This is a genomic window from Pseudomonas sp. 9_2_1, assembly GCF_059295275.1.
Window position 1 is genome coordinate 433426 of record NZ_CM181239.1, and the last position, 26311, is coordinate 459736.

Annotated in this window: 23 protein-coding genes and 1 tRNA gene; 7 read left to right on the forward strand and 17 right to left on the reverse strand. The window is 62.9% G+C overall.

All coding sequences use genetic code 11. The features are described from left to right. Positions 1-93: 93 nt before the first annotated feature. Positions 94-1017 (reverse strand): LysR family transcriptional regulator, encoded by a 924-nt coding sequence (locus AC5O5I_RS01800; protein ID WP_172225151.1) that lies wholly within the window; start codon positions 1015-1017, stop codon positions 94-96. 210 nt (positions 1018-1227) lie between these two features. Between AC5O5I_RS01800 and AC5O5I_RS01805 the strand changes: the two genes are divergently transcribed. Beyond that, positions 1228-2508 (forward strand): aspartate aminotransferase family protein, encoded by a 1281-nt coding sequence (locus AC5O5I_RS01805; RefSeq protein ID WP_494511990.1) that lies wholly within the window; start codon positions 1228-1230, stop codon positions 2506-2508. A 147-nt stretch (positions 2509-2655) separates the two neighbouring features. Beyond that, on the forward strand, positions 2656-2814 hold the full coding sequence (locus tag AC5O5I_RS01810) for a YqaE/Pmp3 family membrane protein (protein ID WP_033727371.1): 159 nt from the start codon (positions 2656-2658) through the stop codon (positions 2812-2814). A gap of 120 nt (positions 2815-2934) precedes the next feature. On the opposite strand, the gene AC5O5I_RS01815 is transcribed toward AC5O5I_RS01810, so the two are convergent. The 10 genes from AC5O5I_RS01815 to AC5O5I_RS01860 all read right to left on the reverse strand — a co-directional run bounded on the left by AC5O5I_RS01815 (position 2935) and on the right by AC5O5I_RS01860 (position 13626). Then, entirely contained in the window at positions 2935-4758 is a 1824-nt protein-coding gene (locus tag AC5O5I_RS01815; protein ID WP_494511991.1) for an alpha/beta hydrolase family protein, read from the reverse strand. Further along, complete coding sequence (pqqE, locus tag AC5O5I_RS01820) at positions 4724-5884, reverse strand: pyrroloquinoline quinone biosynthesis protein PqqE (RefSeq protein ID WP_494511992.1); 1161 nt, start codon at positions 5882-5884, stop codon at positions 4724-4726. Before pqqE ends, AC5O5I_RS01815 begins: the two co-directional genes overlap by 35 nt. Further along, positions 5856-6131, reverse strand: coding sequence for a pyrroloquinoline quinone biosynthesis peptide chaperone PqqD (gene pqqD / locus AC5O5I_RS01825; RefSeq protein ID WP_172225139.1), 276 nt, complete (start codon positions 6129-6131; stop codon positions 5856-5858). The genes pqqE and pqqD overlap by 29 nt, the downstream gene beginning before the upstream one ends. Beyond that, positions 6128-6883, reverse strand: a complete 756-nt coding sequence (gene pqqC, locus AC5O5I_RS01830; protein WP_172225136.1) for a pyrroloquinoline-quinone synthase PqqC — start codon at positions 6881-6883, stop codon at positions 6128-6130. Before pqqC ends, pqqD begins: the two co-directional genes overlap by 4 nt. A gap of 102 nt (positions 6884-6985) precedes the next feature. Beyond that, positions 6986-7897, reverse strand: a complete 912-nt coding sequence (pqqB, locus tag AC5O5I_RS01835; RefSeq protein ID WP_494511993.1) for a pyrroloquinoline quinone biosynthesis protein PqqB — start codon at positions 7895-7897, stop codon at positions 6986-6988. A gap of 95 nt (positions 7898-7992) precedes the next feature. Next, positions 7993-8064, reverse strand: a complete 72-nt coding sequence (pqqA, locus tag AC5O5I_RS01840; protein ID WP_003243383.1) for a pyrroloquinoline quinone precursor peptide PqqA — start codon at positions 8062-8064, stop codon at positions 7993-7995. Between the two features lie 171 nt (positions 8065-8235). Continuing rightward, complete coding sequence (gene pqqF / locus AC5O5I_RS01845; RefSeq protein ID WP_494511994.1) at positions 8236-10524, reverse strand: pyrroloquinoline quinone biosynthesis protein PqqF; 2289 nt, start codon at positions 10522-10524, stop codon at positions 8236-8238. A 134-nt stretch (positions 10525-10658) separates the two neighbouring features. Further along, positions 10659-11453, reverse strand: coding sequence for a carbon-nitrogen hydrolase family protein (locus tag AC5O5I_RS01850; protein WP_172225127.1), 795 nt, complete (start codon positions 11451-11453; stop codon positions 10659-10661). A 14-nt stretch (positions 11454-11467) separates the two neighbouring features. Then, on the reverse strand, positions 11468-13150 hold the full coding sequence (locus tag AC5O5I_RS01855) for a flavin monoamine oxidase family protein (RefSeq protein WP_494511995.1): 1683 nt from the start codon (positions 13148-13150) through the stop codon (positions 11468-11470). 161 nt (positions 13151-13311) lie between these two features. Continuing rightward, the gene (locus AC5O5I_RS01860) at positions 13312-13626 is read right to left on the reverse strand and encodes a helix-turn-helix domain-containing protein (protein ID WP_172228707.1); all 315 of its coding nucleotides are present in this window, start codon (positions 13624-13626) and stop codon (positions 13312-13314) included. A gap of 550 nt (positions 13627-14176) precedes the next feature. On the opposite strand from AC5O5I_RS01860, the gene AC5O5I_RS01865 reads away from it, so the two are divergent. After that, on the forward strand, positions 14177-14467 hold the full coding sequence (locus AC5O5I_RS01865; RefSeq protein ID WP_172228709.1) for a hypothetical protein: 291 nt from the start codon (positions 14177-14179) through the stop codon (positions 14465-14467). A 12-nt stretch (positions 14468-14479) separates the two neighbouring features. Here AC5O5I_RS01865 and AC5O5I_RS01870 read toward each other — a convergent pair whose 3' ends face one another. Further along, a complete protein-coding gene (locus AC5O5I_RS01870; RefSeq protein ID WP_172228711.1) occupies positions 14480-14941 on the reverse strand; it encodes an Lrp/AsnC family transcriptional regulator in 462 nt (153 codons plus the stop codon). 274 nt (positions 14942-15215) lie between these two features. Here AC5O5I_RS01870 and AC5O5I_RS01875 point away from each other — a divergent pair, with 274 nt between their 5' ends. The 3 genes from AC5O5I_RS01875 (at position 15216) to AC5O5I_RS01885 (ending at position 16627) form a co-directional block, all read left to right on the forward strand. Then, positions 15216-15770 carry a serine acetyltransferase gene (locus tag AC5O5I_RS01875; protein ID WP_172228713.1) on the forward strand — a complete coding sequence of 185 codons (555 nt, stop codon included), beginning with the start codon at positions 15216-15218 and terminating at the stop codon, positions 15768-15770. A gap of 84 nt (positions 15771-15854) precedes the next feature. Beyond that, positions 15855-16097: a DUF4160 domain-containing protein gene (locus AC5O5I_RS01880; RefSeq protein ID WP_172228719.1), complete on the forward strand. Its 243-nt coding sequence runs from the start codon at positions 15855-15857 to the stop codon at positions 16095-16097. Continuing rightward, on the forward strand, positions 16094-16627 hold the full coding sequence (locus AC5O5I_RS01885) for a DUF2442 domain-containing protein (protein ID WP_494511996.1): 534 nt from the start codon (positions 16094-16096) through the stop codon (positions 16625-16627). Before AC5O5I_RS01880 ends, AC5O5I_RS01885 begins: the two co-directional genes overlap by 4 nt. A gap of 58 nt (positions 16628-16685) precedes the next feature. Here AC5O5I_RS01885 and AC5O5I_RS01890 read toward each other — a convergent pair. The 5 genes from AC5O5I_RS01890 to rpsU all read right to left on the reverse strand — a co-directional run bounded on the left by AC5O5I_RS01890 (position 16686) and on the right by rpsU (position 25067). Continuing rightward, a tRNA-Ile gene (locus AC5O5I_RS01890) sits at positions 16686-16762 on the reverse strand. A 16-nt stretch (positions 16763-16778) separates the two neighbouring features. Beyond that, positions 16779-20522 (reverse strand): EAL domain-containing protein, encoded by a 3744-nt coding sequence (locus tag AC5O5I_RS01895; RefSeq protein WP_172286309.1) that lies wholly within the window; start codon positions 20520-20522, stop codon positions 16779-16781. Positions 20523-20649: 127 nt separating this feature from the next. Then, complete coding sequence (gene rpoD / locus AC5O5I_RS01900) at positions 20650-22500, reverse strand: RNA polymerase sigma factor RpoD (protein ID WP_172229638.1); 1851 nt, start codon at positions 22498-22500, stop codon at positions 20650-20652. 67 nt (positions 22501-22567) lie between these two features. Then, positions 22568-24550 (reverse strand): DNA primase, encoded by a 1983-nt coding sequence (dnaG, locus tag AC5O5I_RS01905; protein ID WP_172229641.1) that lies wholly within the window; start codon positions 24548-24550, stop codon positions 22568-22570. A gap of 301 nt (positions 24551-24851) precedes the next feature. Further along, complete coding sequence (gene rpsU, locus AC5O5I_RS01910; RefSeq protein WP_003255575.1) at positions 24852-25067, reverse strand: 30S ribosomal protein S21; 216 nt, start codon at positions 25065-25067, stop codon at positions 24852-24854. Positions 25068-25271: 204 nt separating this feature from the next. Here rpsU and tsaD point away from each other — a divergent pair, with 204 nt between their 5' ends. Next, the gene (gene tsaD / locus AC5O5I_RS01915) at positions 25272-26297 is read left to right on the forward strand and encodes a tRNA (adenosine(37)-N6)-threonylcarbamoyltransferase complex transferase subunit TsaD (RefSeq protein ID WP_172286308.1); all 1026 of its coding nucleotides are present in this window, start codon (positions 25272-25274) and stop codon (positions 26295-26297) included. The last annotated feature ends 14 nt before the right edge of the window (positions 26298-26311 follow it).

Sequence of the window (26311 nt, forward strand, 5' to 3'; positions counted from 1 at the left end):
CCACCTGCCAGGATGGCGGGGCGATACGGATGTCACAGGGAAACAGTCTGGAAAACCCCGCTTCGGCGGGGTTTTCTTTGTGCGCGTGTTTTTTCAGGCCAACACATCCAGCGGTGATGCCGCCAACAGGCGAGCATCCGTTTCTTCCTCCAGCAGCGTGCGCAGCAGTTCCACGGAGGCCTGCTGGCGCTGTGCATCGCGGAATACCAGGCCGACCTTCAGCGGCACCCGCGGCTCGCTCAAGGGCTTCCACAGCAGCCCCTGGTCATCCTCGGCGGCTTCCTTGGCCCGCCCCGGCAAGATGGTGGCCAGCGCCGTGTGGCCCAGGCTGTCGAGAATCCCCGCCATGTTGTTCATCTCCGCCTGCACCTGCGGCCGGCGGCCCAGGCTGGCCAGCTGGGCCTGCCAGATCTGGCGGATCTGAAACTCCTCGCCAAGCATCAACATCGGCAGCTCTGCGGCCTGGCGGATAGACACCTTCTTGAAATCCTTGAGTGGGTGGGTATCGGGGATGACCAGTTGCAGCTCGTCTTCGTACAACAACAGGCCATGCAAACCGGGCTGACGGGGCGGCAGGTAGCTGATACCGATGTCCAGGTTGCCGCTAAGCAAGCGCCGTTCGATCTCCAGCCCCGATAACTCATAGATCTGCACCACAAGGTGCGGCTGCGCCTTGCGCAGCCGTTCGAGCAGTTGTGGCACCAGGCTTGGCCGTACGGTCTGCAACACGCCGATCGCCAGGGTGCGCAGCGACTGGCCCTTGAAGTTGCGCATGGCCTCGTGGGCGCGCTGCATGCCGTCCAGCAGTGGCAGGGCATGGTTGTACAGTGTGTGTGCGGCCAGGGTCGGCAGCAGGCGTTTATTGCTGCGCTCGAACAGGCTCAGGTCGAGGCTGTGCTCCAGCTGGCGGATCTGCTGGGAAAGGGCTGGCTGCGACAGCGACAGGCGCTCGGCGGCGCGGCCGACGTGGCCTTCTTCATACACCGCGACGAAATAACGCAGTTGGCGGAAATCCATAAGCGACACTTATCAATAATGCTGGGAAAACGAAATGGTCGAAACCCCTCGCTGGGCCTAGTCTATCGCCGTATTCCAACGGGTTACAGCGACATTCAGGTTGATTGTTACCCCGGATGAAAAACACTTTTGATAGGCAAGGCAAAATATCGAGTGTCGGCACCAAGACCGCACCGAGGCCGCCCCTTACCGTGATTGGTTGGAGCCCTGATGAACCTGTTCAACCTGCGCCGCCAGGCGCCTGCCGCCATCCCGGAGGCCAAGCGTGTGCCGGTGGTTGTGGCGCAAGCACCCGAGCTTTCGCGTGAGTGCCTGATGCCCAGCGCCGAACGGGCAGCGCAGGTATTCGTGCGCGGGCAGGGCTCCTGGTTGTGGGACAACCAAGGGCACGCCTTTCTGGACTTCACCCAAGGTGGCGCAGTCAACAGCCTGGGCCACAGCCCCAGCGTGCTGGCGAAAGCGCTGGCCGACCAGGCCCAGGCGCTGATCAATCCGGGCGCGGGCTTCCACAGCCGCGGCCTGCTCGGGCTGGTCAATCGCCTGTGCCAGAGCACCGGCAGCGATCAGGCGTACCTGTTGAACAGCGGTGCCGAGGCCTGTGAGGGCGCGATCAAGCTGGCGCGCAAGTGGGGCCAGCTGCACCGCAACGGCGCCTATCACATCATCACCGCCAGCCAGGCCTGCCATGGTCGCAGCCTGGGTGCACTGTCGGCTTCCGACCCACTGCCTTGCATCCGCTGTGAGCCCGGCCTGCCTGGTTTCAGCAAAGTGCCGTTCAACGACCTGGCAGCCCTGCACGCCGAGGTGGACTCGCGCACGGTGGCGATCATGCTTGAGCCGATACAGGGCGAGGCGGGGGTGATCCCTGCCACCCAGGAATACCTCAGGGGTGTGGAAACACTGTGCCGCGAACTGGGCATCCTGCTGATCCTCGATGAAGTGCAGACCGGTATCGGCCGCTGTGGCGCGATGTTGGCAGAGCAGACCTACGGCGTACGGGCCGACATCATCACCCTGGGCAAGGGCCTGGGTGGTGGCGTGCCGCTGGCCGCCCTGCTGGCCCGTGGTACAGCGTGCTGCGCCGAGCCAGGCGAACTGGAAGGCAGTCACCATGGCAATGCACTGATGTGTGCCGCTGGCCTGGCGGTGCTGGATACCGTGCTGGAGCCGGGCTTTTTCGAACAGGTGCAGGACAATGGTCGCCACCTGCGCGAAGGCCTCTGCCGCCTGACCGGGCGTTATGGCCAGGGCGAGGTGCGCGGGCAAGGCCTGTTGTGGGCGCTGCAGTTGAAAGAAAACCTGGCCCGCGAGCTGGTGGCCGCAGCTCTGCACGAAGGCCTGCTGCTCAATGCGCCGCAAGCGGATGTGGTGCGTTTTTCGCCTGCGCTGACCGTGAGCAAGGGCAACATCGACGAAATGCTGCTGCGCCTGGCCCGCGCCTTCGCCCGCCTGCATGCCCGGCAGCAGGCCCACCGCGAGATGCCGGCTTAGCGGTCTGGCAAAGAATTCTACGAACCGTCTGGCGTTCCTGCGCATCGCCCCTGGCCTGTTTCATTCGGCCCGGGGCGTTTTTTTTTGCCTGTGGAACCTCTACGGCGGGCGGCTAGTCTTTGATGTAACCCTTCAGGAGAGACTCGCATGGACTTTATTCGCATCATCATCGCCATTCTTCTGCCACCGCTGGGTGTGTTTCTGCAGGTGGGGTTTGCCGGAGCATTCTGGCTGAATATTTTGTTGACCTTGCTGGGTTACATTCCGGGCATCGTGCACGCCGTGTATATCATCGCCAAGCGCTAGCCACTCAGGGCCTCATGGCCGGCAAGCCGGGCTCCCAGAGGATTGCGCCGCACTCAAGGCCAGTGCAGTAGCTGAGGGAGCTGGCTTGCCGGCGATTGGGGCTGCAACGCAGCCCCGGGGTCAGCCCTCCAATACCTTGCAATAGAACTTCCACTCTTCTTCCAGCGCATGGGCCAGGTTCTCCGCCTTGCGGAACCCATGGCGCTCTCCCGCGTAGAAGTGCGCCTCAGCTTCGATCCCGTTAGCCTGCAACGCGGCCAGCATCGACCGTGTCTGCTCGGGCACCACCACCGCATCCAGCTCACCCTGGAAGAAAATCACCGGCACCTTGATCTGCCCCGCGTGCAGCAGCGGTGTGCGCTGGCGATAGCGTTCGGCATCCTGTTGCGGGTCGCCGATCAGCCAGTCCAGGTAATCCCCTTCGAACTTGTGCGTGGCAACGCCCAGGGCAATCGGGTCGCTGACCCCGTACAGGCTGGCGCCGGCGCGGAACACGTCGTGGAATGCCAGGGCGCACAAGGTGGTGTAGCCACCGGCGCTGCCGCCGCGGATAAACGCCTTGCGCCCGTCGATCAAGCCCTGGGCAGCCAGGTATTCGACTGCCGCGCAGGCATCGGCCACATCGCTTTCGCCCCAGCGCAGGTGCAGCGCCTGGCGGTATTCCCGGCCATAGCCGGTGCTGCCTCGGTAGTTGAGGTCGGCGACGGCGAAACCGCGCTGGGTCCAGTACTGGATGCGCGGATCGAGCACCGGGTAGCAGGCCGAGGTAGGGCCGCCGTGGATGAATACCACCAGCGGCGTGGCACGTTCACCGCCGGCCGCCGGGTAGAAGAAACCGTGGGCCTGGTTGCCTGCCTTGCCATAGTGGATCGACTGCGCAAGGCTGATCTGCTCCGCCGGGAGTATCTCGGCACCACCGGCGAGCACGCGCACCTCGTGGTTGCTACGGTCGACGGCTATGACTGCTGGCGGACTGATTGGCGAGGCGGCAATGGCATAGATGTGTTGGCAATCCATGGCCAGGTGGCGAAAGCGCGTATACGCACTGGCGAACCGTTCCGTGGGGGCGTCGGGCGTGCGCAGTCCCAGTTGCCCGAAACCGTCTTCGAACCAGCTGGCCAGGTAGCGTTGCGGCCCTAGCGCCAACCAGGTGCAGGTACCCAGTTGCCAAGGTGCAGCGGCATGGTCGGCAGGCTCTGCTGGCAGCGGCTGCCAGTGCCCATCGACCTCGCCCCAGGGCTGCCAGAAGCCATTGCGGTCGGACAGGCAGTAGAGCCGGCCCTCGGCATCGAACCGTGGTTGCTGCAACGACTCTTCAGCGGCGGCCACACACCGCGCCTGCCCCCAGTGGCCGTGGGCGTCGCGCGTCTGACACATCAGCCGGGTGACGGTCCAGGGCTGTGCCGGGCGGTCCCATTCGATCCACGCCAGGCGCTGGCCATCTGCACTCACGGTGGGTGCGGCGTAGAAGTCGGCGCCCTCGGCCAGCACCTCGCGGCAGCCTTCACCCAACGCCACCAGGCGATGCTCCACCTGCTCGGCATGCTGCTCCTCGATGGCCAGAATCGTGCCGTTGTGCCACTGCACGTCGCCGTAGCGGCAGCTGGCATCACGGGTCACGGCGCGCGGCGGTGAGTCGTACAGATGCTGGGTGTAGACCTGCTGATCCTTTTCGTTGACGAACACCAGCCCGTCGTCGCTCAGGCAAAAGCTGCCGCCGCCATACTCGTAAACCCGGCTTCGCACACTGAAGCCGTCGGGCGTCAGGCAGCGGGCCTGCTGGTACTGCCAGTGCCAGATGCGGCAAGCGCCATCGGCCGGGCGGAATTCGTTCCAGAACAGGCCTTGGTCGCTGACCTTCAGTTCAGTGAAGTCGGTGCCGGCGGCAACCGCTTGTGCCGCGCTGAATTCAGCCGCGGGCGATGACACGTGAGTTTCGTTCATTGCGGAAGGTCATCTCTTCGATGGCGAGCTGGGCGGTTTCTGCCTCCTCGCGGGCCTTGAGGATGATGCCGTGGTCGGCCGATTTGGCGCACACCGGGTCGGCGTTGCTGGCATCGCCGGTCAGCATGAAGGCCTGGCAGCGGCAGCCGCCGAAGTCCTTTTCTTTCTCGTCGCAGGAGCGGCACGGTTCGCGCATCCACTCGTAGCCACGGAAGCGGTTGAAGCCGAACGAGTGGTACCAGATGTGTTTCAGGTCGTGATCCCGCACGTTGGGGAACTGCACCGGCAGCTGGCGAGCGCCGTGGCAGGGCAGGGCGGTGCCGTCGGGGGTGATGGTGAGGAACAGGTTGCCCCAGCCGTTCATGCAGGCCTTGGGGCGCTCTTCATAGTAGTCCGGGGTGACGAAGATCAGCTTGCACGGGTTGCCCTCGGCCTTGAGCTTGTCCCGGTATTGGTTGGTGACGCGCTCGGCCCGCTCCAGCTGGGCGCGGGTCGGCAACAGGCCCAGGCGGTTGAGGTGCGCCCAGCCGTAGAACTGGCACGTGGCGAGCTCGACGAAGTCGGCCTCCAGGGCGATGCACAGCTCGATGATACGGTCGGTCTTGTCGATATTGTGCCGGTGGGTGACGAAGTTGAGCACCATCGGGTAGCCGTGGGCCTTCACTGCGCGAGCCATTTCCAACTTTTGCGCAAAGGCCTTCTTCGAGCCGGCCAGCAGGTTGTTGACCTGCTCGTCGCTGGCCTGGAAACTGATCTGGATGTGGTCCAGGCCGGCTTTTTTGAAGTCGGCGATGCGCGCTTCGGTCAGGCCGATGCCGGAGGTGATCAGGTTGGTGTAGTAGCCCAGTCGGCGGGCCTCGCCGATCAGTTCGGCGAGGTCCTGGCGTACCAACGGTTCGCCCCCGGAAAAGCCGATTTGTGCCGCGCCCATTTCCCGCGCTTCGGCCATTACCTTGAACCATTGTTCGGTGCTCAGCTCTTGACCCTGGGCCGCAAAGTCCAGCGGGTTGGAGCAGTACGGGCACTGCAACGGACAGCGGTAGGTGAGCTCGGCCAGCAGCCACAGCGGCAGGCCGACCTCGGGCGTGGGCGGCACGTCAGGCGAGGACGATCCAGTGTTCGGCACGGGCCACCTCCATGAATTGCTCGATGTCATCGGCCACTTCCGGGACACCGGGGAATTGCTGTTCGAGTTCGCTGATGATAGCGGCTACGTCACGCTGGCCGTCTATCAGGCCACCGATCAGGCTGGCGCTGTCGTTGAGTTTGATCATGCCCTCGGGGTACAGCAGCACATGGCCTTTTTGCGCCGGCTCGTACTGGAAGCGGTAGCCGGGGCGCCAGCTGGGCACCTGGTTGCGGTCGAGACTCATAGGGTGATCCCCTTGTGCCACACCCGTTGCTGGGTGACAGAGTGATAGGGCGGGCGGTTCAGCTCGTAGGCCATGCTCATGGCGTCGAGCATGCTCCAGAGGATATCCAGCTTGAACTGCAGTATTTCCAGCATACGCTCCTGGCCGGCGCGGGTGGTGTAGTGCTGCAGGGTGATCGCCAGGCCGTGCTCCACGTCACGCCGAGCCTGGCCCAGGCGGGTGCGGAAGTACTCATAGCCGGCCGGGTCGATCCACGGGTAGTGCTGCGGCCAGCTGTCCAGGCGCGACTGGTGGATTTGCGGGGCGAACAGCTCGGTCAGCGAGCTGCTCGCCGCTTCCTGCCAGCTGGCCCGGCGGGCGAAGTTGACGTAGGCGTCCACGGCAAAACGCACGCCCGGCAGCACCAGTTCCTGAGAACGCAGCTGGTCCGGGTCGAGGCCCACGGCCTGGCCCAGGCGCAGCCAGGCTTCGATGCCGCCGTCCTCGCCGGGAGCGCCATCGTGGTCGAGCAGGCGCTGGATCCACTCGCGGCGTACTTCACGGTCCGGGCAGTTGGCCAGGATCGCGGCATCCTTCATGGGGATGTTGACCTGGTAGTAGAAACGGTTGGCCACCCAGCCCTGGATCTGCTCACGGGTGGCGCGGCCCTGGTACATCGCCACGTGGTAGGGGTGATGGATGTGGTAATAGGCGCCCTTGGCGCGCAGGGCCTGCTCGAATTCGGCAGGGGACATTGGCAGTGCGTCGCTCATTCCGCTGGCTCCTGTAGAAGGATTGTCTGGCCGGACATACACGGCCCCTGTGGGAGCGGGCGTGCCCGCTCCCACAGGGTCTTGTGTTGCCTTGCAGAGTGTTTACAACTCGATGCTCATGCCATCGAAGGCGACTTCCACGCCCCGGCGCAGTACCTCGGCGCGCTCGGGCGAATCTTCGTCTAGAATCGGGTTGGTGTTGTTGATGTGGATAAGTACCTTGCGCTGGCGCGGGAAGCTGTCGAGCACTTCCAGCATGCCGCCGGGCCCGTTCTGTGCCAGGTGGCCCATCTCGCGGCCGGTGCGGGTGCCCACGCCGCGGCGCTGCATTTCATCGTCTTCCCACAGGGTGCCATCGACCAGCAGGCAGTCGGCGCCATGCATCATCGCCAGCAGCTTCTCATCGACCTGCCCCAGGCCCGGGGCGTAGAACAGCTTGCCGCCGGTGCAGGTGTCCTCCACCAGCAGGCCTAGATTGTCGCCCGGGTGCGGGTCGAAACGGTGCGGCGAGTAGGGCGGCGCGGCGCTGCGCAGGGGGAACGGGGTGAAGCGCAGGTTGGGGCAGGCGTCGATCACGAAGCTGCCTTGCAGCTCGATGCGGTTCCACTGCAGGCCACCGTTCCAGTGGCTGAGCATGTTGAACAGCGGGAAGCCGGTGGAGAGGTCCTGGTGGACCATTTCGGTGCACCACACCTGGTGCGGGCAGCCTTCGCGCAGGCTGAGCAGGCCGGTGGTGTGGTCGATCTGGCTGTCCAGCAGGACGATGGCGTTGATGCCGGTGTCGCGCAGGGCACGGGCCGGCTGCATGGGCGCGAATGCCTGCAGCTGGGCGCGGATGTCGGGGGAGGCATTGCACAGCACCCAGTGCACGCCGTCGTCGGACAGGGCAATGGACGACTGGGTGCGTGCCGTGGCCCGCAGGGTGCCATCGCGCAAGCCTTTGCAGTTGACGCAGTTGCAGTTCCACTGTGGGAACCCGCCACCGGCGGCGGAGCCGAGAACCTGGATGAACATGGCCACTCTCTATGCAGAAAACCGGCTATGCAGAAAACCGGATCGGAAAAACGAAAACGCCCCGGCGGGCCGAGGCGTGGAACCGTAAGCCGGGCTTAGCGGTTAGCGAAGTACATGGTGACTTCGAAGCCGATACGCAGATCAGTGTAAGCAGGTTTGGTCCACATGGGATTACTCCTTCCGGATGGGTTTTGGGTGGCTGAGCTACTACTTGGGTACCGCCATGTGCAGGAGGTTCCCCAAACTGGGATTGCGCTATCTTACAAGAAAATTTTGTACCGAAAGGTTAATTATTCGAAAAGTGCCCTTGCAGTTCGCGTAACAATCGCCGGACTGGCTCAGCGCCAGGAAGAGTCTGGCGCGGCAGCGTTGGCCAGGCATAGCCAGGTGGACCCTGGGTCGAGCAGGTTGCTCAGCAGCTGGTCCAGATCCGTCTGCCGCGTTTTCAGAATAGTCCCATGTAGCGCCTGTAGCTGGCCAGGTTGTGTAGCCAGGTGTGTCTGCCACGCCCATTCGGCGACTTCGGCATTGGCCATGGCGGCTTCGTCGAATTGCCCGGCCAATGCTTGGCGGGCAGCCGGATCCAGGCTGACGCCGTGACCCAGCAGGGTGAGTATGTGGTCGAGGATGCGGGCAGGGCTGGTGTGCGGCGACTGCACGCCGAACAACAAGCCGCCCACGCCCTCGACCTGACGAAAGGCGCTGAATACCGCGTAGCCGAGTTGCAGCTCGACCCGTAGCCGTTGGTAGACCGGACCTTGCAGCAATTGGGCGAGCAGCCGGCCTGTGGCTTCGTTGTCCGCAGGGACAGGGCAGAACAGCAGCAATGCATGCTCACTGCCAGCCACCACGGCATGCTGCCAGCGTCGCTTTGCCCATCTGGGCGCTGGGGCGACCGACGAACCTTGCCCCGGGCAGTGCTGCAGTGCGGCAGCCAAAGCGGCTAGCGCGGCATCTTCGAAGCCTGCGGCCAGCCCCTGCCAATGGGTGTGCTGCCACAGGCTGTCGAGTTGCGCTTGTTCCAGCGTGCGGGCAGTTACAGGGGCGGGCTGCCCGCCTGATACTGCCTGCGGCAATTGTTCGAGCAAGGCCCGGATGGGCACCAGCGCCGGACGCGCTGCTGCGCAGGGCTGCCAACAACTGGCTGGGGGCTTGCGCATCAGGGCCAAGGCCTGTTCCACGGCCCGAAGCACAGCTGCCGGCAGCCCGGCGCAGCGTAATTGCCAGTACTCGCCAGCGCTGCTGAACTGCAACTGCACCGATGCACGCCCGCAGCGCTCCTGCAGTGGCACGAGGGCTTGTTCGAGCACGCCCTGCAAGTGCTGGCGCAGCGTCGAAGTTACATGCCAGCGCAAGTACAGCGCAGCGTATTGGCGGGTGCCAGGGAGTAGCTCGCTTACTTTCAGCGCCACCGGCAGTGGCTGCGGCGGGGCCGTGGGCAAATCTGCCATCAGCAAAGCGTCGACAGGGGGCAGGTGCCATTGACCACCCTCGGTGCAGGGCAGGCCTTCCAGCAGGGCACGGAAGGCTTGCATCGCTTGCGCATCCAGCCCGGCGAACGGCTGTTTGCTGCTGTCCCGGCGGGCCAGCTCAAGCGCGCTGACACTGCGTTCGCGGCTGTGCTGCAGCAAGCCGAATTCGCGGTTCAACAGGGCAGGCTCGGCCCGGCGAATGAAACCGAACCAACTGTGCAGCAGGGCAGTGGCTTCGTCGGTGCACGCGTCTGCGCCGAGCTTCAGCTCAATGTGCCACAGCAGCTGCCCGCCGAAGGCGTATAGCGGCTCGGCCTTGAAACTGTGCAGCCAGCCACGTTGGCGCAGTGCACCCAACCAGGTACCTGGGCGACTGTCGCCGAGCAAGGCGATCAGCAGCTCCAGTGCCTGCTCGGCACCTGCCGGGAGGTTGTCGTGCGTGAAAACATGCGGCATGGGCGTCGGCGCCAGTGGCGGCGGCGGGACTTGCGGTACGTGCTCACCCGTTGCGAACAACGCGGCATGTTGCCGACCCAGCTGTTCCAGCTCATCCAGCGGCTGCGGGCCGCACAGGCTCAAGACAATCTGGCCGCCCTGGTAGAAGCGCTGGTGAAAGCCTGCAAGCGCCTGCTGAAAAGCCGGGTCGTGCAGGGCCAGGGTGTGTCGGTTACCGGCATGAAAAGCGCCCAGCGGATGCGCGCGCGAGACGGATTGCAGCAAGGCAAACTGCTGCTGGGCCTGCGGGTTGCGCGACCAGGCAATGAACTCGGCGTGGATCACCTCCCGTTCACGGCGTTGGCGCTGGATGCCCAGGTCTGGCTGGGCAAGCATCTGGCACAGGCGTTCGAGGCCTCCGGCAAAGGCAGCGGAAGGCACCTCGAAGAAAAAGTCGGTGTTGCGCTCACGAGTGCTGGCGTTGACCTGGCCGCCGAGGGCCTGCACATAGCGCATCAGGCCGTCATGCAGCGGGAAGCGCGGGGTGCCGAGGAAGAACAGGTGTTCGAGAAAGTGGGCCAGGCCGGGCCACTTGGCCGGGGCGTCATGGCTGCCCGCGTGCACCCGCAGGGCCGCCGCCGAGCGCTTCAGGCGCGGGGCGTGGCGCAGGGTCAGCTGCAGGCCGTTGGCGAGCGTGAGGTGGCGGGTGGCATCAGGCATGGGGGCTCCGGTGGATGTTGTCCATGCTAACCCATTTGTTGGCAGGCCCGGCCGCATAGGGATCGCATCAGGGCTCAAAGGTGCTTGCCTGATGCAATCTGCCAAAAGACCCGAGAAGCTCCCGCTGGTAGCCATCACCCCTTGCGCAGGTGCAGCTCCTGGCGCAAGTCGGTGAGGTAGGGAAAAGCCTCGCGCCCTTGACTCACCCGCTCATGCTCCAGCTCCGCCAGCAACTGGCACTCATCGCGCCCAGCCATGGCCAGCACGCTGCCATCCGGGCCGATGATGCTGCTCTGCCCGCAATAGTGGATCTCGTCTTCCGCGCCGCAGTAGTTGGCATACACCAGGTAGCACTGGTTCTCCTGCGCCCGTGCCCTAACGGTCACCTGGCAGACAAAGTCATAGGGCTCCATGTTCGCCGTCGGCACCAGGATCAGCTCGGCACCTTCCAGCGCCAGGCGCCGGGCATTCTCCGGGAACTCGATGTCGTAGCAGATCAGCAGGCCAACCTTCCAGCCGTCAAGCTCGACCACCGGGAAGTGGTCGCTGCCGGCGCTGAACATCGAGCGGTCCAGTTCGCCGAACAGGTGTGTCTTGCGGTAGTTGCTCAGGCTGCGGCCGTGCGCATCGATCAGCTGCACACTGTTGTAGATTGCCCCATCATCGCCGCGCTCCGGGTAGCCGTACACGATGGCGATGCGGTGCGCCTGTGCGATCTCCACTACAGCCATGGCTGCCAGGCCGTCGCTGGTTTCGGCCAGGCGCTCGACCTGGCCCAGGCCGATGTTGTAGCCGCTGATGAACATTTCCGGGCACACCAGCAACTGCGCACCGCGCTCGGCCGCCAACTGCGCCTGGTGGCGCAGCCGCTGCAAGTTACCGGTCACGTCCAGCGGCTGGGGGGTGCCCTGGAACAGAGCAATGCGCATGGCGCCTCCTTCAATCAGTCAGTCAGGGCGATCGGGCCGATCTCGTCGAACACATCGCCTGGGCCGGGGTTGTCCGGGTGGGTGCTGCCACCGAAGTGGTTGATGATACCCCACACTGCATTCAGCGACGTCTGCACCGCGCCTTCCACCCAGGCCGGGGTCCATGACACGTCGTCACCGGCGATGAAGATACCGCGCTGCTCGGCAGGCATGTCCTGTTGCATGAAGTGCGCGTACATGCGCTGGTTATAGCGGTAGTGCCCCGGCAGTGCGCCTTTGAAGGCGCCAAGGAAGTACGGGTCCGCTTCCCAGGAAACGGTGATCGGGTCGCCGATGATGTGCCCGGCGATATCGGTTTTCGGGTAAATCTTCTTCAGCGCGTCGAGCGCCAGCTGCACGCGTTTTTCCACCGGGTGCGGCAGCATCTTCAGCGCATCGCTCATCCAGGCGTACGACAGGCAGATTACCCCGGGCTTGTCGTCACCGTTGTCGAACAGGTAAGTGCCGCGGGTGAGGCGGTCGGTAAGGGTCATGCTCATCAGGTCGCGGCCGGTTTCCGGGTCCTTGTCCTTCCAGAATGGCCGGTCGACCATGACAAAGGTTTTCGACGACTGCATGTAGCGGGTGCGGTCCAGGGCCATCCACATCTTCTGCGAGAACAGCGATTCCTCGCAGTCGATCTGGGTGGTCAGCAACCAGGTCTGGCAGGTAGCAAGCACGGCGCTGTAGTGCCGGGTATCGCCCCAGGTGTCCGTGACTGCCAGGCGGCCATCGGCGGCACGGGCAATGCGCTTCACCCCGCCACGCGGCGCGCCGCCGTGCAGTGCGCTCAGGCTGGTGCCCTGCGGCCAGTGCACGCAGCGTTCCGGTACATGGCGCCAGATGCCTTGCGGTACCTGCTCGACGCCGCCCACCACCAGGTGCTGATGGTCGTCGCAGTTGGTCATCACCACGCGGAAGATTTCCAGCATCGAGTTGGGGAAATCCGAGTCCCAGCCGCCGGTGCCGAAGCCCACCTGGCCGAACACTTCACGGTGCTGGAAGCTCAGCTGGGCAAACGAGCGCGAAGTGGCGACAAAGTCGTAGAAGGTGCGGTCGTCCCACAGCGGCACCAGCTTGTTCCACAGTTCTTTCAGGCGCGGCACATCACGGTCGCGAATAGCTTGCTGGATGTCGGCGAATTGGGCACCGCTTTCCAGCGCGTCGGCCCAGGCGTCGGCCACTTCGTGGAACAGCTTGGGCAGGTCGCTGGTTTTTTCGGCGTAGTAGGTCTGGCCTTCCAGGTCGATCACCGTGCTGCCCGAAGCCGGGGTCAGCGGGTTGGGGAAGGGGCGGGTCTCCAGGCCCAGCTTGTCCACATAGTGGTAGAAGGCGGTGGACGACACCGGGAAACGCATGCCGCCGAGTTCGGCGATGATCCCGTCGGTGCCGTTGAAGGCTTGCGAGCGTAGCCTGCCACCCAGCTTGGAGGCTTCGTATACCACTGGCTTGAGGCCCAGCTTCATCAGCTCGTAGGCCGCCACAAGGCCGGCGATGCCAGCACCCACGATTGCCACTTCCTCGCCTTGGCGCGCAGCCGGAATGCTACCAAGGCCTGCCGGGTGTTCCAGCCAGTCGTCGAAGGCGAATGGGAAGTCCGGGCCAAAAATGGTGATGGGCTTTTTGCCGTCGGCGGGGTGGCGGTTCTTGTTGTTCATGAAATGACCTTGCCAGAGGGCTGCGCGGGGAGCGGAGCCTGAGTATAGGAGATGCCTGGGGGTCATTTTAGGGAGTGGGGTGTTCGTAATTAAGATGCAGAGTGTTGTCTGAATGTAGCTTTGTTCGTCGTATTAGCCACTTTTTCATTATTTTTGACGAATCAGGCCAAAGATGCCAAATGATCCACCGTCTCAGGGTATTTCTGCACTAGACGAATCAGTGCGACTGCTTGCGCATTGGGCCTGAAGCGGCCTTGCTCCCAGTTTTCCAGCGTTCTGGAATTGGTTCGGAGAGGCTTTGCGAACAGTGCCCTGGACATGTTGAGGCGCTGGCGCAGCTCCAGAAGCTCATTAGGGGCAAAGGGTGTCAGTTCGGTGAAGCTGACCTTGTGCGAGCGTAGCGTCTTCTTGCCTTCGCGCTCTTCGGCCAGCGCGTCAAAACCTTCAGCGAGTTCAGTGAACAGGTTGCGTGGCATTGGGGGAGCCTCTTGTGAATATCCCCATTCTCCATATGTCTACGTGATTTACGTACGGTCAATTGGTGACAAAAAGCATCAGCGCGTCTGATGGGCTTGTAGCTGCAACGCTGAGATCGCTGGTGCACCGCGTACTCTGTGGGAGCGGGTTTGACCGCGAATGCGTCGGTGGATTCACAGCAGCATTCGCGGGTAAACCCGCTCCCACAGGGAAACGTTCTGGCTTTGCGATTCGGGTGATCAGACAGTTCTTACACCCGTTCCATTAAATAAAGAATTACCCTACGCCCGCTATCGCCTCGGTCTGGCTTCGCGGGAATCGTTTCATCGTTAACTTCACGGGGTCGCCGCAAATTCGGCGATCGGGCGTGAGAACCCGCTGATCTTTCTGGAGGCGCACTGCTATGGCAGCTGTGCGCGGGCAGGCTTTGCCTGGCCGGGTACGCGCCTCCAAGTTCGCCGGTTCTCACCTCGCGCATGGCTGCCACCCTATTCCCGTGAGAAGGATGCGATTGGCCGCCAATCACCCCTGTGATCTGGAGGCTATACCATGACCGACCGCTTACCCGACCAACCCAAAAAGCTCAAACCAACCGCTGAAAAACCCTTCTGCAACTGCGAATCCAGCCACCCACCGCTCTTCACCCTCCGCCCCGGCATCGACGCCGCCGACGCCCTGGTTCACGCCTGCCTGCTGGCCCGCGGCCTCAACCAGATTGCCACCGACTACGCCCAGCACCACGCCCCAGAGCGCAGCCGTGACATCGTCTGGTCAATGCAGCATTCCGCCGAAAGCCTTTCGGCAATTCTGGAGGGCCTGCTCGACGGCCAGGAGGTCTGACCGCCAGCGGCCTCAGAGCGGCTGCCCGCGGTCCACCTTACTGCTGAGAATGATCGACGTGGTGGTCTTCTCCACCCCGTCGACGCTACCGATCTGGTCGAGCAACTGGTCCAGCTGTTCGGGCGAGTCCGTCCGCAGCCAGGCCACATAATCGAACTCGCCGCTCACCGCGCACAGTTGCTGCACCTGCCCCATTGCACTCAGGCGTCGCACCACTTCCTTGCCGGAGCGCGGCTGCACCTTGATCCCTACATATGCCTGCAGCCCGCCGCCGATCACAGTCTGGCCCAGGCGTACGCCATAGCCGGAGATGACTTTGTTCTTCTCCAGCCGCTCCAGGCGCGAGTTGACCGTGGTCCGGGCGATGCCCAGCTGGCGGGCGAGGGTGGCGACGCTTTCGCGGGCGTTGATCTGCAGCAGGGCGATCAGCTGGCGATCGATTTCATCCAGCGTGATGGAGCGGGAATCCGACATGGCGAGTCTCTACGGTTGGCCTGCTAGCCTAGCCAGCCAGTGCCGATCAGGGCAAGGCCAGTCACCACCGGCCCAGCCGAAGCGGTCTTTGTGGGAGCGGCCTTGTGTCGCGAAAGGGCTGCGCAGCAGCCCTGGCAATATCTGCTGCGGAGCTGAAATCGTGGGGCCGCTGCGCGCCCCATCGCGGCACAAGGCCGCTCCCACAAAGGGACCGCGCTGGCTCGACGGCTTCGCGTTCGGCATGATGAAACGCTAGTCCAACGAGAACCTCAGTGTGAACCTCGACCACCTGCTCGAATGCTGGCGACTGGAAGTCTCCAACAAGAAAAGGCCCGGACGCCGCATCAGCCTGCTGTTCAACGTGCTGCGTCGCGCGCGCAAGGACAACAAGCTGGGTTTCCTCTTCGCCTTCCGGGTGGCCCAGTACCTCGATGCCCGCGGCGGCCTGGCCCGGCGTCACGCCAGGCGCATGCAGCAGCGGCTTAACCTCAAGTACGCTGTGGACATCGACATCGGCGCGCAGATCGCACCCGGCCTGCGCATCGCCCACCTGCCGGGTGTGGTCATTACCCGGCATGTGGGCATCGGGCGCAATTTCTTCATCCGGCAGAATTGCTCGATCGGCATCAAGACCCTCGGTCTGGAAGACTACGCGCTGCGCATTGGCGACAACGTGAGCATGGGCGCCAACAGCTGCATCGTTGCTGACCGTATCGACATTGGTGATAACGTGGTGATTGGCGCGATGTCGCTGGTTACGCGGGATGTTCCGGCTTGTATGACTTTCTACAACCCGCGGCAGGTCGAGATGCGGCCGATCGGGGAGTAATCAGAAGAGTTACATTTTTGGAGCTGTGGGCGGGATGCTCGGATGGTACTGTCTGGTGCAACCATTGCACTGTATGATAATCCCATGCCCACGATCCACCGGTTGTCCAATTGCGTGATTTGCCTGTATGCGAATGACCATCTGCCGCCGCATTTCCATCTGCGATTCAGTGACGGTCGTCAGGCACTGATTGCGATCAATGACCTAACTCCGTTGGCCGGTTTCGGTGGTTCGCGGCTGTCCCTGCGTGAGATGAGTGAAGCGCTCGAGTGGGCTTCGCGAAACAGAGCTCGATTGCTAGCAATGTGGGAGGAGCTGAATCCATGACCAACAAACATTTCCAGCTGACAGAGGTTTCCGTGTTGGCCCCCGGGTCATTGCGGCTTACCTTTGCGGATGGACAGCAATTCAGCGTGGCTTTGGACGAAGTCATCGGGAAGCACGCGACATTGGCCCCCCTTACCGATCCCAAGATTTTCGCAACGGCTGCAATCGGGGAGTGGAAAGATACGGTCATCTGGGCCGGTGACGATAATCTTGAACTTGCTGCTGACAACCTTCGTGCACGCGCAGTGGAACAGGCGGGAGAGTGCTCACATGAACTCATCTGGAACTGGATGGCCAAGCATGAACTGACGCTGGATCGTGCCGCCCAGGAACTGGGGCTGAGCAGGCGGATGTTGGCCTATTACCGTAGTGGCGAAAAACCCGTGCCGAAGACCGTTGCCTTGGCTATGAAGGGGTGGGAGGCACTCCGGTTGGCGGAGGCGGAAGCAGGTAGTGTCTCCCGACGTACGTCTGGCAAGTACGCAAGCAGGTCGGTTGGTACAGGGCATGCCCCGAAGAAACGAGCGTAGTTTCCTGGCTAACAGAAAGGCATGAAAAAGCCGCGCAATCGCGCGGCTTTGTCGTATCTGGTGGGCCCACACGGACTCGAACCGTGGACCAAAGGATTATGAGTCCTCTGCTCTAACCAACTGAGCTATAGGCCCTCAGTAAGTGGCCGGATTATAACGAGGGTTTCGCACCAGTGCCATCTGAAAGATCCGATAGTGCTATGCGCAGAAACGCGGCGGCGAAATCTTCTGCGGGCAGTGGCAGGCTGACGATGTAGCCCTGGATCTGCTCGCAGCCTTCGGCAGCCAGAAAACGTTGCTGGGCCTGGTTCTCGACGCCTTCGGCGATGATGGTCAATTGCATGCTGCGGCCCAAGGCAATGATCGCGCGGGCGATGGCGGCGTCGTGAGGGTCGTCGGGCAGGCCGCGGATGAAGGATTTGTCGATCTTGAGGATGTCCAGCGGCAGGCGCTTGAGGTAGCTCAGCGAGGAATAGCCGGTGCCGAAGTCGTCGATGGCCAGTTGCACGCCGAGTTTTTTCAACTGGTGCAGCACAGCCAATGCTTCCTCGGCCTGGCTCATGATGAAGTTTTCGGTAATCTCCAGCTGCAAATCGCCGGCTTTCAGCCCATAGGTCTTCAGCAGCTGCTCAATACGCTTGGCCAGGCCGTGGTGGCGCAACTGGGCGCCGGCGAGGTTGATTGACAGCGGGCCGAATGCCTCGTAGTCCCTTTTCCAGCGATGCATTTGCCGACAGGCCTGCTCCAGCACCCAGTCGCCCAGCTGAAGAATGGTGCCGTTCTCTTCCGCCAGGTGGATGAAGTGCTCCGGCGGTACTTCACCAAAGGTCGGGTGGCTCCAGCGGATCAGCGCTTCGGCGCCGACCAGGCTGTGGGTCTTCAGGCTGAGCTTGGGCTGGAAGCACAGGCTCATTTCATTGCGTTCGACGGCGCGGCGCAGTTCGTGCTCCAGGGCGATACGTTCGCTGGCCTGGGCGGTGAGGTCGCGGGTGTAGGCCTCTACGCGGTTGCGGCCTTTGGCCTTGGAGCGGTACATGGCGGCGTCGGCGTTGCGGATCAGGGTGGCGACGTCAGTGCCGTCCTGTGGATAAAGGCTGATGCCGATGCTGGCGCTGGTGAAGAACTCGTGCTCGCCGGCCTGGAACGGGGCGTTGAAGCAGGTCAGCAATTTATTGGCGATGGTGCTGGCGTCACTGGGTTTATGCAGGCCGGGCAGCAGGATGATGAACTCGTCGCCGCCCAGGCGGGCCACGGTGTCCACGTCGCGTACCTGCTCCTTCAGGCGCTGGGCGATGCCTTTGAGCAGCAAGTCGCCGACCGGGTGGCCGAGGCTGTCGTTGATGTGCTTGAAGCGGTCCAGGTCGAGGAACAGCACTGCGCCTTGGCGGTTGGATAGCTGCGCGCAAGTGAGTACCGCTTGCAGGCGGTTTTCGAACAGTGCGCGGTTGGGCAAGCCGGTGAGCGGGTCGTGATGGGCCTGGTAATCGAGTTTGGCCTGGGCGTGCTTGAGGCTGGAGATGTCGGCGAACACGGCGACAAAGTGGGTGATCTCACGGTCGCTGTTGCGCACGGCGCTGATCGTCAGCCAGCCGGGGTACAGTTCGCCGTTCTTGCGCTTGTTGTAGATCTCGCCTTGCCAGTGGCCTTCGGCGGTCAGTTGGTGCCACATGGCGGCATAGAAGGCGCTGTCATGCTGGCCGGAGGCGAGCAGCCGCGGGGTCTGGCCAAGGGCTTCGATCTCGCTGTAGCCGGTGATTTCGCTGAAGGCGCGGTTGACCGCACTGATGCGCTGGTCGATGTCGGTGATCAGCACGCCTTCGGCGGTGTTTTCGAACACAGTGGCGGCCAGTTGCAGTTTCTCCTGCATCAGGTGGCGTTCGGTGATGTCGCGGGCGATGGTCAGCATGCAGTCGACGCCGGCGATCGGCAGCGGCCGCGCAGACAGCTCGCAAAGGCGGATCTGCCCGTCGCTGCGGCGGATGTGGCAGGTGAAGTCGCGCACGTAGCCGTCGCGGTTCAGCTGGTCGACGAGCCGCTTGCGCTCGTTGAGGTCGACCCAGATGCCCAGGTCCAGCGAGGTCTGGTCGATGCTTGGGTTGAGGTCATAGCCGGTAAGGCGGCAAAAGCCCTCGTTCACTTCCAGCAGCAAGCCGTCGCTCTGGCGCGACAGCAGCAGGCCGTCGGGCGAGGCGTGGAAGGCCTTGGCGAATTTTTCTTCGGAGGTTTGCAACTGCTGCTGGGTTTGCTTGAGCTGGCTGATGTCGCGTACCGCCACCACCAGCGCGGGGGTGCCGTCGAGCTCGAAGGTTTCGGCCGAAGTCAGGCCGGTGAACAACTCGCCGTTGCTGCGCCGGAAGCTCATTTCCAGGTTGCGGATACCACCCTGGTGCAGGCGTTGCAGCAGCAGAGGGCCCGCGCCTTCTACGCCCCACAGGTCCAGGTCGGTGGCGGTGCGGCCGATCACCTGGCCAGGTGTCAGGCCGATCTGCTCTTCGAAGGCTTCGTTGACCTCCAGCAGGCAGCCATCGCTGTGGCGGGCGATCAGCAAGATGTCGGGGCATTGCTGGAACACCGAGGCAAATTTCTGCTCGGAAAGCCGCAGGGCGTCCTCGGTGCGCTTGGTCTCGCTGATGTCGATCATCAGCCCGCGCATCACCGGCTGGTGGCCATGCTCGATCATGCTGACGATATTACGCACCCACAACGGCTGGCCGTCGGCGCGGATCACCCGGTAGTCCAGGCTGTGGTCACGGCCGGCTGCAGTTTCACTGTCGCAGTAGGCCTGGGCCCAGAGTGCGTCCTCCGGGTGCAGGATGCTGCGCCAGAAGCCAGGTTTGAGCCACTCGGTGAGCGGAAAACCGAGCAGGTCCTCGGCATGGGGAGAGACGTAACTGTAGGTGTAGTCGTTGGCGTCGGCCTCCCAGGCAATGGCCGACAGGCTTTCGACCAGGCTGCGGTAATGGTACTCGCTGCTGCGGAGCTCTTGTTCCAGGGCAATGCGGCGGGAAATTTCCGAGCTGAGCCGACGGTTGATGCGGATCACCACGGCCAGGACGGCCATCAGCACCAGCACTGCCGGCAAGCCATACAGCAGCAGGTCTGACCAGAACATCCGCTGGTCGACCACATTACCAACCCAGTGCTGCTGGATCTGCGCTACTTCGCCACTCGTCATGTCGGCCATCACTTTGTCGAGAATACCCACCAGCACCTTGTTGTCGCGTGGGGCGGCCATGGCCAGCTGATAGCGGTAGGGCGTTTCGCCACTCACATACAAGCCGTCGAGCTTGAGCTGGCGCAGGCTCCAGATGCTCGAAGCAAGGTCGCCGACCACGGCGTCCACTTCGTCGGTGGCCAGTGCCTGCAAGGTTGAACTGACGTTGGGCATGGCCACCAGGTTGAGATCCGGGTGGTGGCTGCGCAGCAGTTCATGGGGGGCGTAGTTCTCGACCACGGCGATCTTCAGGCCGTACAGGTCATCGAGCTTGCGCGGCTGGGCGCCGCCTTTGTGCGCGAGAATGACGATGGGAAAGTCGAGGTAGGGGCGGGTGAAGGCCAGGTAGCCCTGGCGTTCTGGCGTCGACATGATGCCGGGCAGCAGGTCGATACGGTTATCGCGCGCCTGCGCGAGGACCTCGGTCCAGCTGCTGGGCTCGACCGGTTTGAGCGTCACGCCCAGGCGTTGCTGGATAGTGGCGATGTAATCGGCGGCCAATCCCTGGTACCGGCCCTCCTGGTCGCGAAACTCGAACGGTGGCCAAGAGGCATCCACGCCCAGGCTCAGCTGCGGGTGGGCAGCCAGCCAGGCCTTCTCCTCGTCTGTCAGGGTCAGGGCGCCGGCCGTTGTGTTCCACAGGACAAGGAGCAGCAACAGGATGGCCGGCATCAGCGGCATAGCGGCCTCGCATTCAGGTGGTCTGAAGTCGAGTGTAGACGGGCATTGCTGCAGATGTGCGGTGCAAGATCGGCTTTATGTTACGGAACCCTAAAGAAAAACCCCGGCCTGGGCCGGGGTTTTGTCATCACTCGTCGAGGAACGAGCGCAGATGCTCGCTGCGAGTCGGATGGCGCAATTTGCGCAACGCCTTCGCTTCGATCTGACGGATCCGCTCACGCGTTACGTCAAACTGCTTGCCAACCTCTTCGAGGGTGTGGTCCGTGTTCATGTCGATACCGAAACGCATGCGCAGCACCTTGGCTTCGCGTGCGGTCAGGCCGGAGAGCACGTCCCGGGTGGCTTCCTTGAGGCTTTCGACCGTGGCCACGTCGATCGGGGACTGCATGGTCGAGTCCTCGATGAAGTCGCCCAGGTGCGAGTCTTCGTCGTCACCGATCGGGGTTTCCATGGAGATCGGCTCTTTGGCGATCTTCAGTACCTTGCGGATCTTGTCCTCAGGCATTTCCATGCGTTCGCCCAGCTCTTCCGGGGTCGGTTCGCGACCCATTTCCTGGAGCATCTGCCGGGAAATGCGGTTGAGCTTGTTGATCGTCTCGATCATGTGCACCGGAATACGGATGGTGCGTGCCTGGTCGGCGATCGAGCGAGTGATCGCCTGGCGGATCCACCAGGTGGCATAAGTCGAGAACTTGTAGCCGCGACGGTATTCGAACTTGTCCACCGCCTTCATCAAGCCGATGTTGCCTTCCTGGATCAGATCGAGGAACTGCAGGCCACGGTTGGTGTACTTCTTGGCGATCGAGATCACCAGACGCAGGTTCGCCTCGACCATTTCTTTCTTGGCGCGGCGGGCCTTGGCTTCACCGATCGACATGCGACGGTTGATTTCCTTGATCTCGGCAACGGTCAGGCCGGTTTCGGTCTCAAGGTCGATCAGCTTCTGCTGGCAAGCAACGATGGCGGCGTCCTTTTCACCCAGGGCAGCAGCCCATTTGGTGTTGCGCTTGGCCAGGTCACCGCTCCAGGTCTGGTCGGTTTCGTTGCTTGGGAACATGCGCAGGAAGTCGGCACGCGGCATGCGGGCGTCACGCACGCACAGCTGCATGATGGCACGCTCTTGCTGACGCAGGCGGCTCAAGGCATCACGTACACGCTCGACCAATACCTCGAACTGCTTGGGTACCAGCTTGATCGGCATGAACAGGTCAGCCAGGGCCTGCAGGGCTGCGATGCTTTCCTTGTGGCCGCGACCGTTTTTCTTCAGGACCTTGTTGGTGGCCTGAAGCTGGTCGTTGACTGCACCGAAACGCTGGGCTGCGACCACCGGATCGGGACCGCTTTCGGTCTCTTCCTCGTCGTCACTGCTGTCACCGTCTTCTTCTTCGTCGTCCGATTCTTCCTTGGCCGCAGGGGCCTTGGCGCCAGGTACCGGTACTTCTTCGGTCGGCGCGGCGATGCCGTCGTCAGGGTCGATGTAACCGCTGAGAACGTCGGACAGACGGCCACCTTCGGTGGTAACGCGGTCGTATTCGCCGAGAATGTAGTCGACAGTGCCCGGGAAGTGCGCGATGGCACCCATCACTTCACGGATGCCTTCCTCGATACGCTTGGCGATTTCGATCTCGCCTTCGCGGGTCAGCAGCTCGACAGTACCCATTTCGCGCATATACATGCGCACCGGGTCGGTCGTGCGGCCGATATCGGTTTCAACTGCCGCCAACGCAGCAGCGGCTTCTTCGGCCGCTGCTTCGTCGGTGTCGGCTTCCGCCAACAGAAGGGCATCCGCATCCGGAGCACTCTCGAATACGTTGATCCCCATGTCGTTGATCATGCGGATGATGTCTTCCACCTGTTCAGGATCTGAAATATCCTCAGGCAGGTGGTCGTTGACCTCCGCGTAAGTCAGGTAGCCCTGCTCACGACCGCGGGTGATCAACTCTTTGATACGAGACTGCTGTTGCGCTTTTCCGGACATAACACCCTATCCACTGAAGGTCTTGGCGGGCAAAAAACAAGCCGAGGATTATACCCGAGCATGGGCCTCACGCGCCAGATGAGGTCGGCGTTTGTGCGGGAACATTCCGGCTCAGCAGCGCGAGAAGCTGGGTTTTTTCCTCGCTGGTCAATTCACTTTGACGTGATTTCCTGAGCAGTTGTTCCAGGCTGCGCTCGCGTTGGCGGGCGGACAAGCTAGTTATAGTGTCGAAAAACTGTTGTTCAAGGTTGTCGGCCACGATCAGCCATTCCTTTTCTGCCAGGGCCCGCAGCAGGCGGCCCTGTTCGGTGCCGTGCCAGCGTGCTATCAGCTGCATTGAGCTTAGCCCAGGATTTTTCTGTGCGGCTTCGATCAGTGCCACCAGCAGCTGGCTGTACAAGTGCTGTTCGTCGGCGAAGTGGCTGGCATCTTCCACCTTGCCGGCCAGCAGCGGGTGGTGCAGCAGGGTGCGCAGGGCCGCCAGGGTGGGCGGCTCGACTGGCGCCGGCACGCGCGGCGGCGCTTCGTCGCGTTGCTGCCAGGGCTTGCCGCCCTTGCGGTTCTTGTCCCAGGGCTTGTCGCTCCACTGCTTCTTGCCGCCGCCCTTGTTCGGCTTCCATTCCTGTTCCTGGTGCACCGGCGCGTAGTCGTGCTGCGGCATGTCGCCGTAGTCGGGGGTATAGCTGGCCATGGCGTCGTAGTCGTAGCCAGGGTCGTAGTCCGGCACAGTGCTGGTCGCTGGCGCTTGTTGCGCCAGTTGCTCGACCTGCTGCGGGTCCAGCCCGGTGATTTCCTTCAGGCGATTGCGCATCAGTTGCCGCAGGTTGGCGCCCGGGACTTTTTCGATCAACGGTGCGGCCAGGGTGGCCATATGCGCCTTGCCTTCCAGCGAGCGAGGGTCTGCTTCTACGCCCAGCTGCTCGAAAAAGTAGTCGGCCAGCGGCTGGGCGTGCTGGTTGATACGGGCCATGAAGGCATCGGTGCCTTCGGCGCGCACCAGGCTGTCCGGGTCTTCGCCTTCGGGCAGGAACAGGAAGCGCGCGCGGCGCCCGTCCTGCAGGTTCGACAAGGTCGACTCCAGTGCCCGCCAGGCAGCCTTGCGCCCGGCCTGGTCGCCGTCGAAACAGAACAGCACGCTGGGCACCACGCGAAACAGACGCTTGAGGTGCTCTTCACTGGTGGCTGTACCGAGGGTGGCCACGGCATTGCGCAGGCCTTGCTGGGCCAGGGCGATGACGTCCATGTAGCCCTCGACGACAATGATCTCGTCGAGGTTGCGATTGTGCTTGCGCGCCTCGTACAACCCGTAGAGTTCCTGGCCCTTGTGGAACACCGGGGTCTCCGGGGAGTTCAGGTACTTGGGCTTGTCGTCGCCGAGCACCCGGCCACCGAAGGCGATGATGCGCCCGCGGCTGTCGCGGATCGGGAACATCACCCGGTCGCGGAAGCGGTCGTAGCGCTTGCCGCTTTCGGCGTTCTCGATCAGCAGGCCGGCATCGATCATCACCTTCTGCTGCAGGGTGTCGGCACCCAGGTGCTTGAGCAGGTTGTCCCAGCCAGGTGGGGCGAAGCCCAGGCCGAAGTCGCGGGCGATTTCCCCGGACAGGCCACGGCCCTTGAGGTAGTCCACTGCTGCCTTGCGGGTCGGGTGGCTGCGCAGGGCCTGGCGGTAGAACTCCGAGGCGGCGTCCAGCAACGGGTACAGCGGCGAATCGGTTGGCTGGCGTGGTTTCTGGTCACGGCGGCCTTGCTCGCGGGGTACTTCCATGCCAGCGGCGCGGGCCAGTTCCTCGACAGCCTGGGGAAAGTCCAGGTTGTCGTGGTCCATGACGAAGCCCAGTGCGTTGCCGCCGGCGCCGCAGCCGAAGCAGTAGTAGAACTGCTTGTCGGGGCTGACCGTGAACGAAGGGGTTTTTTCCTTGTGGAACGGGCAGCAGGCGGAGTAGTTCTTGCCGGTTTTTTTCAGCTGGACGCGCGAACTCACCACGTCGACGATATCGAGGCGGTTGATCAGGTCGTCAATGAAACTCTGGGGAATCAGCCCGGCCATGGCAGTCTCGTCATCTGGCAACTGGCAAGTCTAATCGCTCACGCGCCGGATGGGGCGTGTGACGCTTGGGGAAGTGCGAGGGAATGTGTGCTCGTCGCCAGCCCCTAGGGGCTCGTCAGTCGGACGTGCACGTCTGGTCATACAGCAAGAAGGACCAGCTCTGACGTTTCAGGCAGGTTGCCCGTGCAGTTCGCATGAAGCTCGTGCAGGGCCTTGAGCTAGCTGCTCAAGTTTGAAGCGACCACTGCCGTCGCCCGGCGGGTAGCCGGGCAGGGCAGAAGCTTTGCGTTGAACGTCTGTATTAGTACAGGCGGACGGCGCGGCGCTGTTCGCGCTGTACTTTCTTGGCGTGACGCTTAACAGCGGCTGCTGCTTTGCGCTTACGCTCTGCGGTCGGCTTCTCGTAAAACTCGCGGCTACGAACTTCAGCCAGTACACCGGCTTTTTCGCAGGAGCGCTTGAAACGACGCAGAGCTACGTCGAAGGGTTCGTTCTCTTTAACTTTGACGGCTGGCATCCAGGGCTACCTTAATTCATTACCGGGGTAGACGTGCTCCTGGCAAAACAAAGGTGTGCTGGAGTACGTCGGTTTTCAAGGGTTGCGGATGTTAACCCTTAGCAAGCCGGAATGCAAAGCCTCTGATCGAAAACCGCTGGTCGGCATTCGACACGGGGACTATCATGCGCGCCTTCGAATTCAGCCCCCACAAGGGACGAACCCATGCTAGTACTGGGATTGGAAACATCCTGCGACGAAACTGGTGTCGCATTATACGACAGTGAACGTGGTCTTTTGGCCGACGCGCTGTTCAGCCAGATTGACCTGCACCGCGTGTTCGGTGGCGTGGTGCCCGAGCTTGCCTCGCGTGACCACGTCAAGCGCATGCTGCCGCTCATCCGCCAGGTGCTGGACGAGGCGGACTGCGTCGCCACCGAGATCGACGCCATCGCCTATACCGCGGGCCCTGGCCTGGTCGGCGCATTGCTGGTGGGCGCTTCCTGCGCCCAGGCGCTGGCCTTTGCCTGGGATATTCCGGCGCTTGGCGTGCACCACATGGAAGGCCACTTGCTGGCCCCGATGCTGGAAGAAAGCCCACCCGAGTTCCCGTTCGTCGCTTTGTTGGTGTCGGGTGGCCACACGCAGCTGGTTCGCGTTGATGGCATCGGCCAATACGAGCTGTTGGGCGAGAGCCTGGATGATGCCGCTGGCGAAGCGTTCGACAAGACCGCCAAGCTGATCGGCCTGAATTATCCCGGCGGTCCGGAAATCGCCCGCCTGGCCGAGCAGGGGGTTCCTGGGCGCTTCGTGTTCCCGCGGCCGATGACCGATCGCCCGGGCCTTGAGTTCAGCTTCAGCGGCCTCAAGACCTTCGCGCTCAACACCTGGCAGCAATGCAAGAACGCTGGCGACGACAGCGAGCAAACCCGTTGCGACCTGTCGCTGGCATTCCAGCAGGCGGTGGTGGAGACTTTGACCATCAAGTGCAAGCGGGCGCTCAAGCAGACCGGCCTCAAGCGCCTGGTCATCGCCGGTGGCGTCAGTGCCAACAAAGCGCTGCGCGCCTCTCTGGAGGACATGCTCGGCAGTATCAAGGGTAACGTGTACTACGCCCGCCCGCAGTTCTGCACCGACAATGGCGCAATGATCGCCTACGCTGGCTGTCAGCGCCTGTTGGCCGGGCAGCAGCAGGACCTGGCGATCAGCGTGCAGGCGCGCTGGCCGATGGAGCAGTTGCCGCCGCTGTAAGGTTTGCGAAGTGT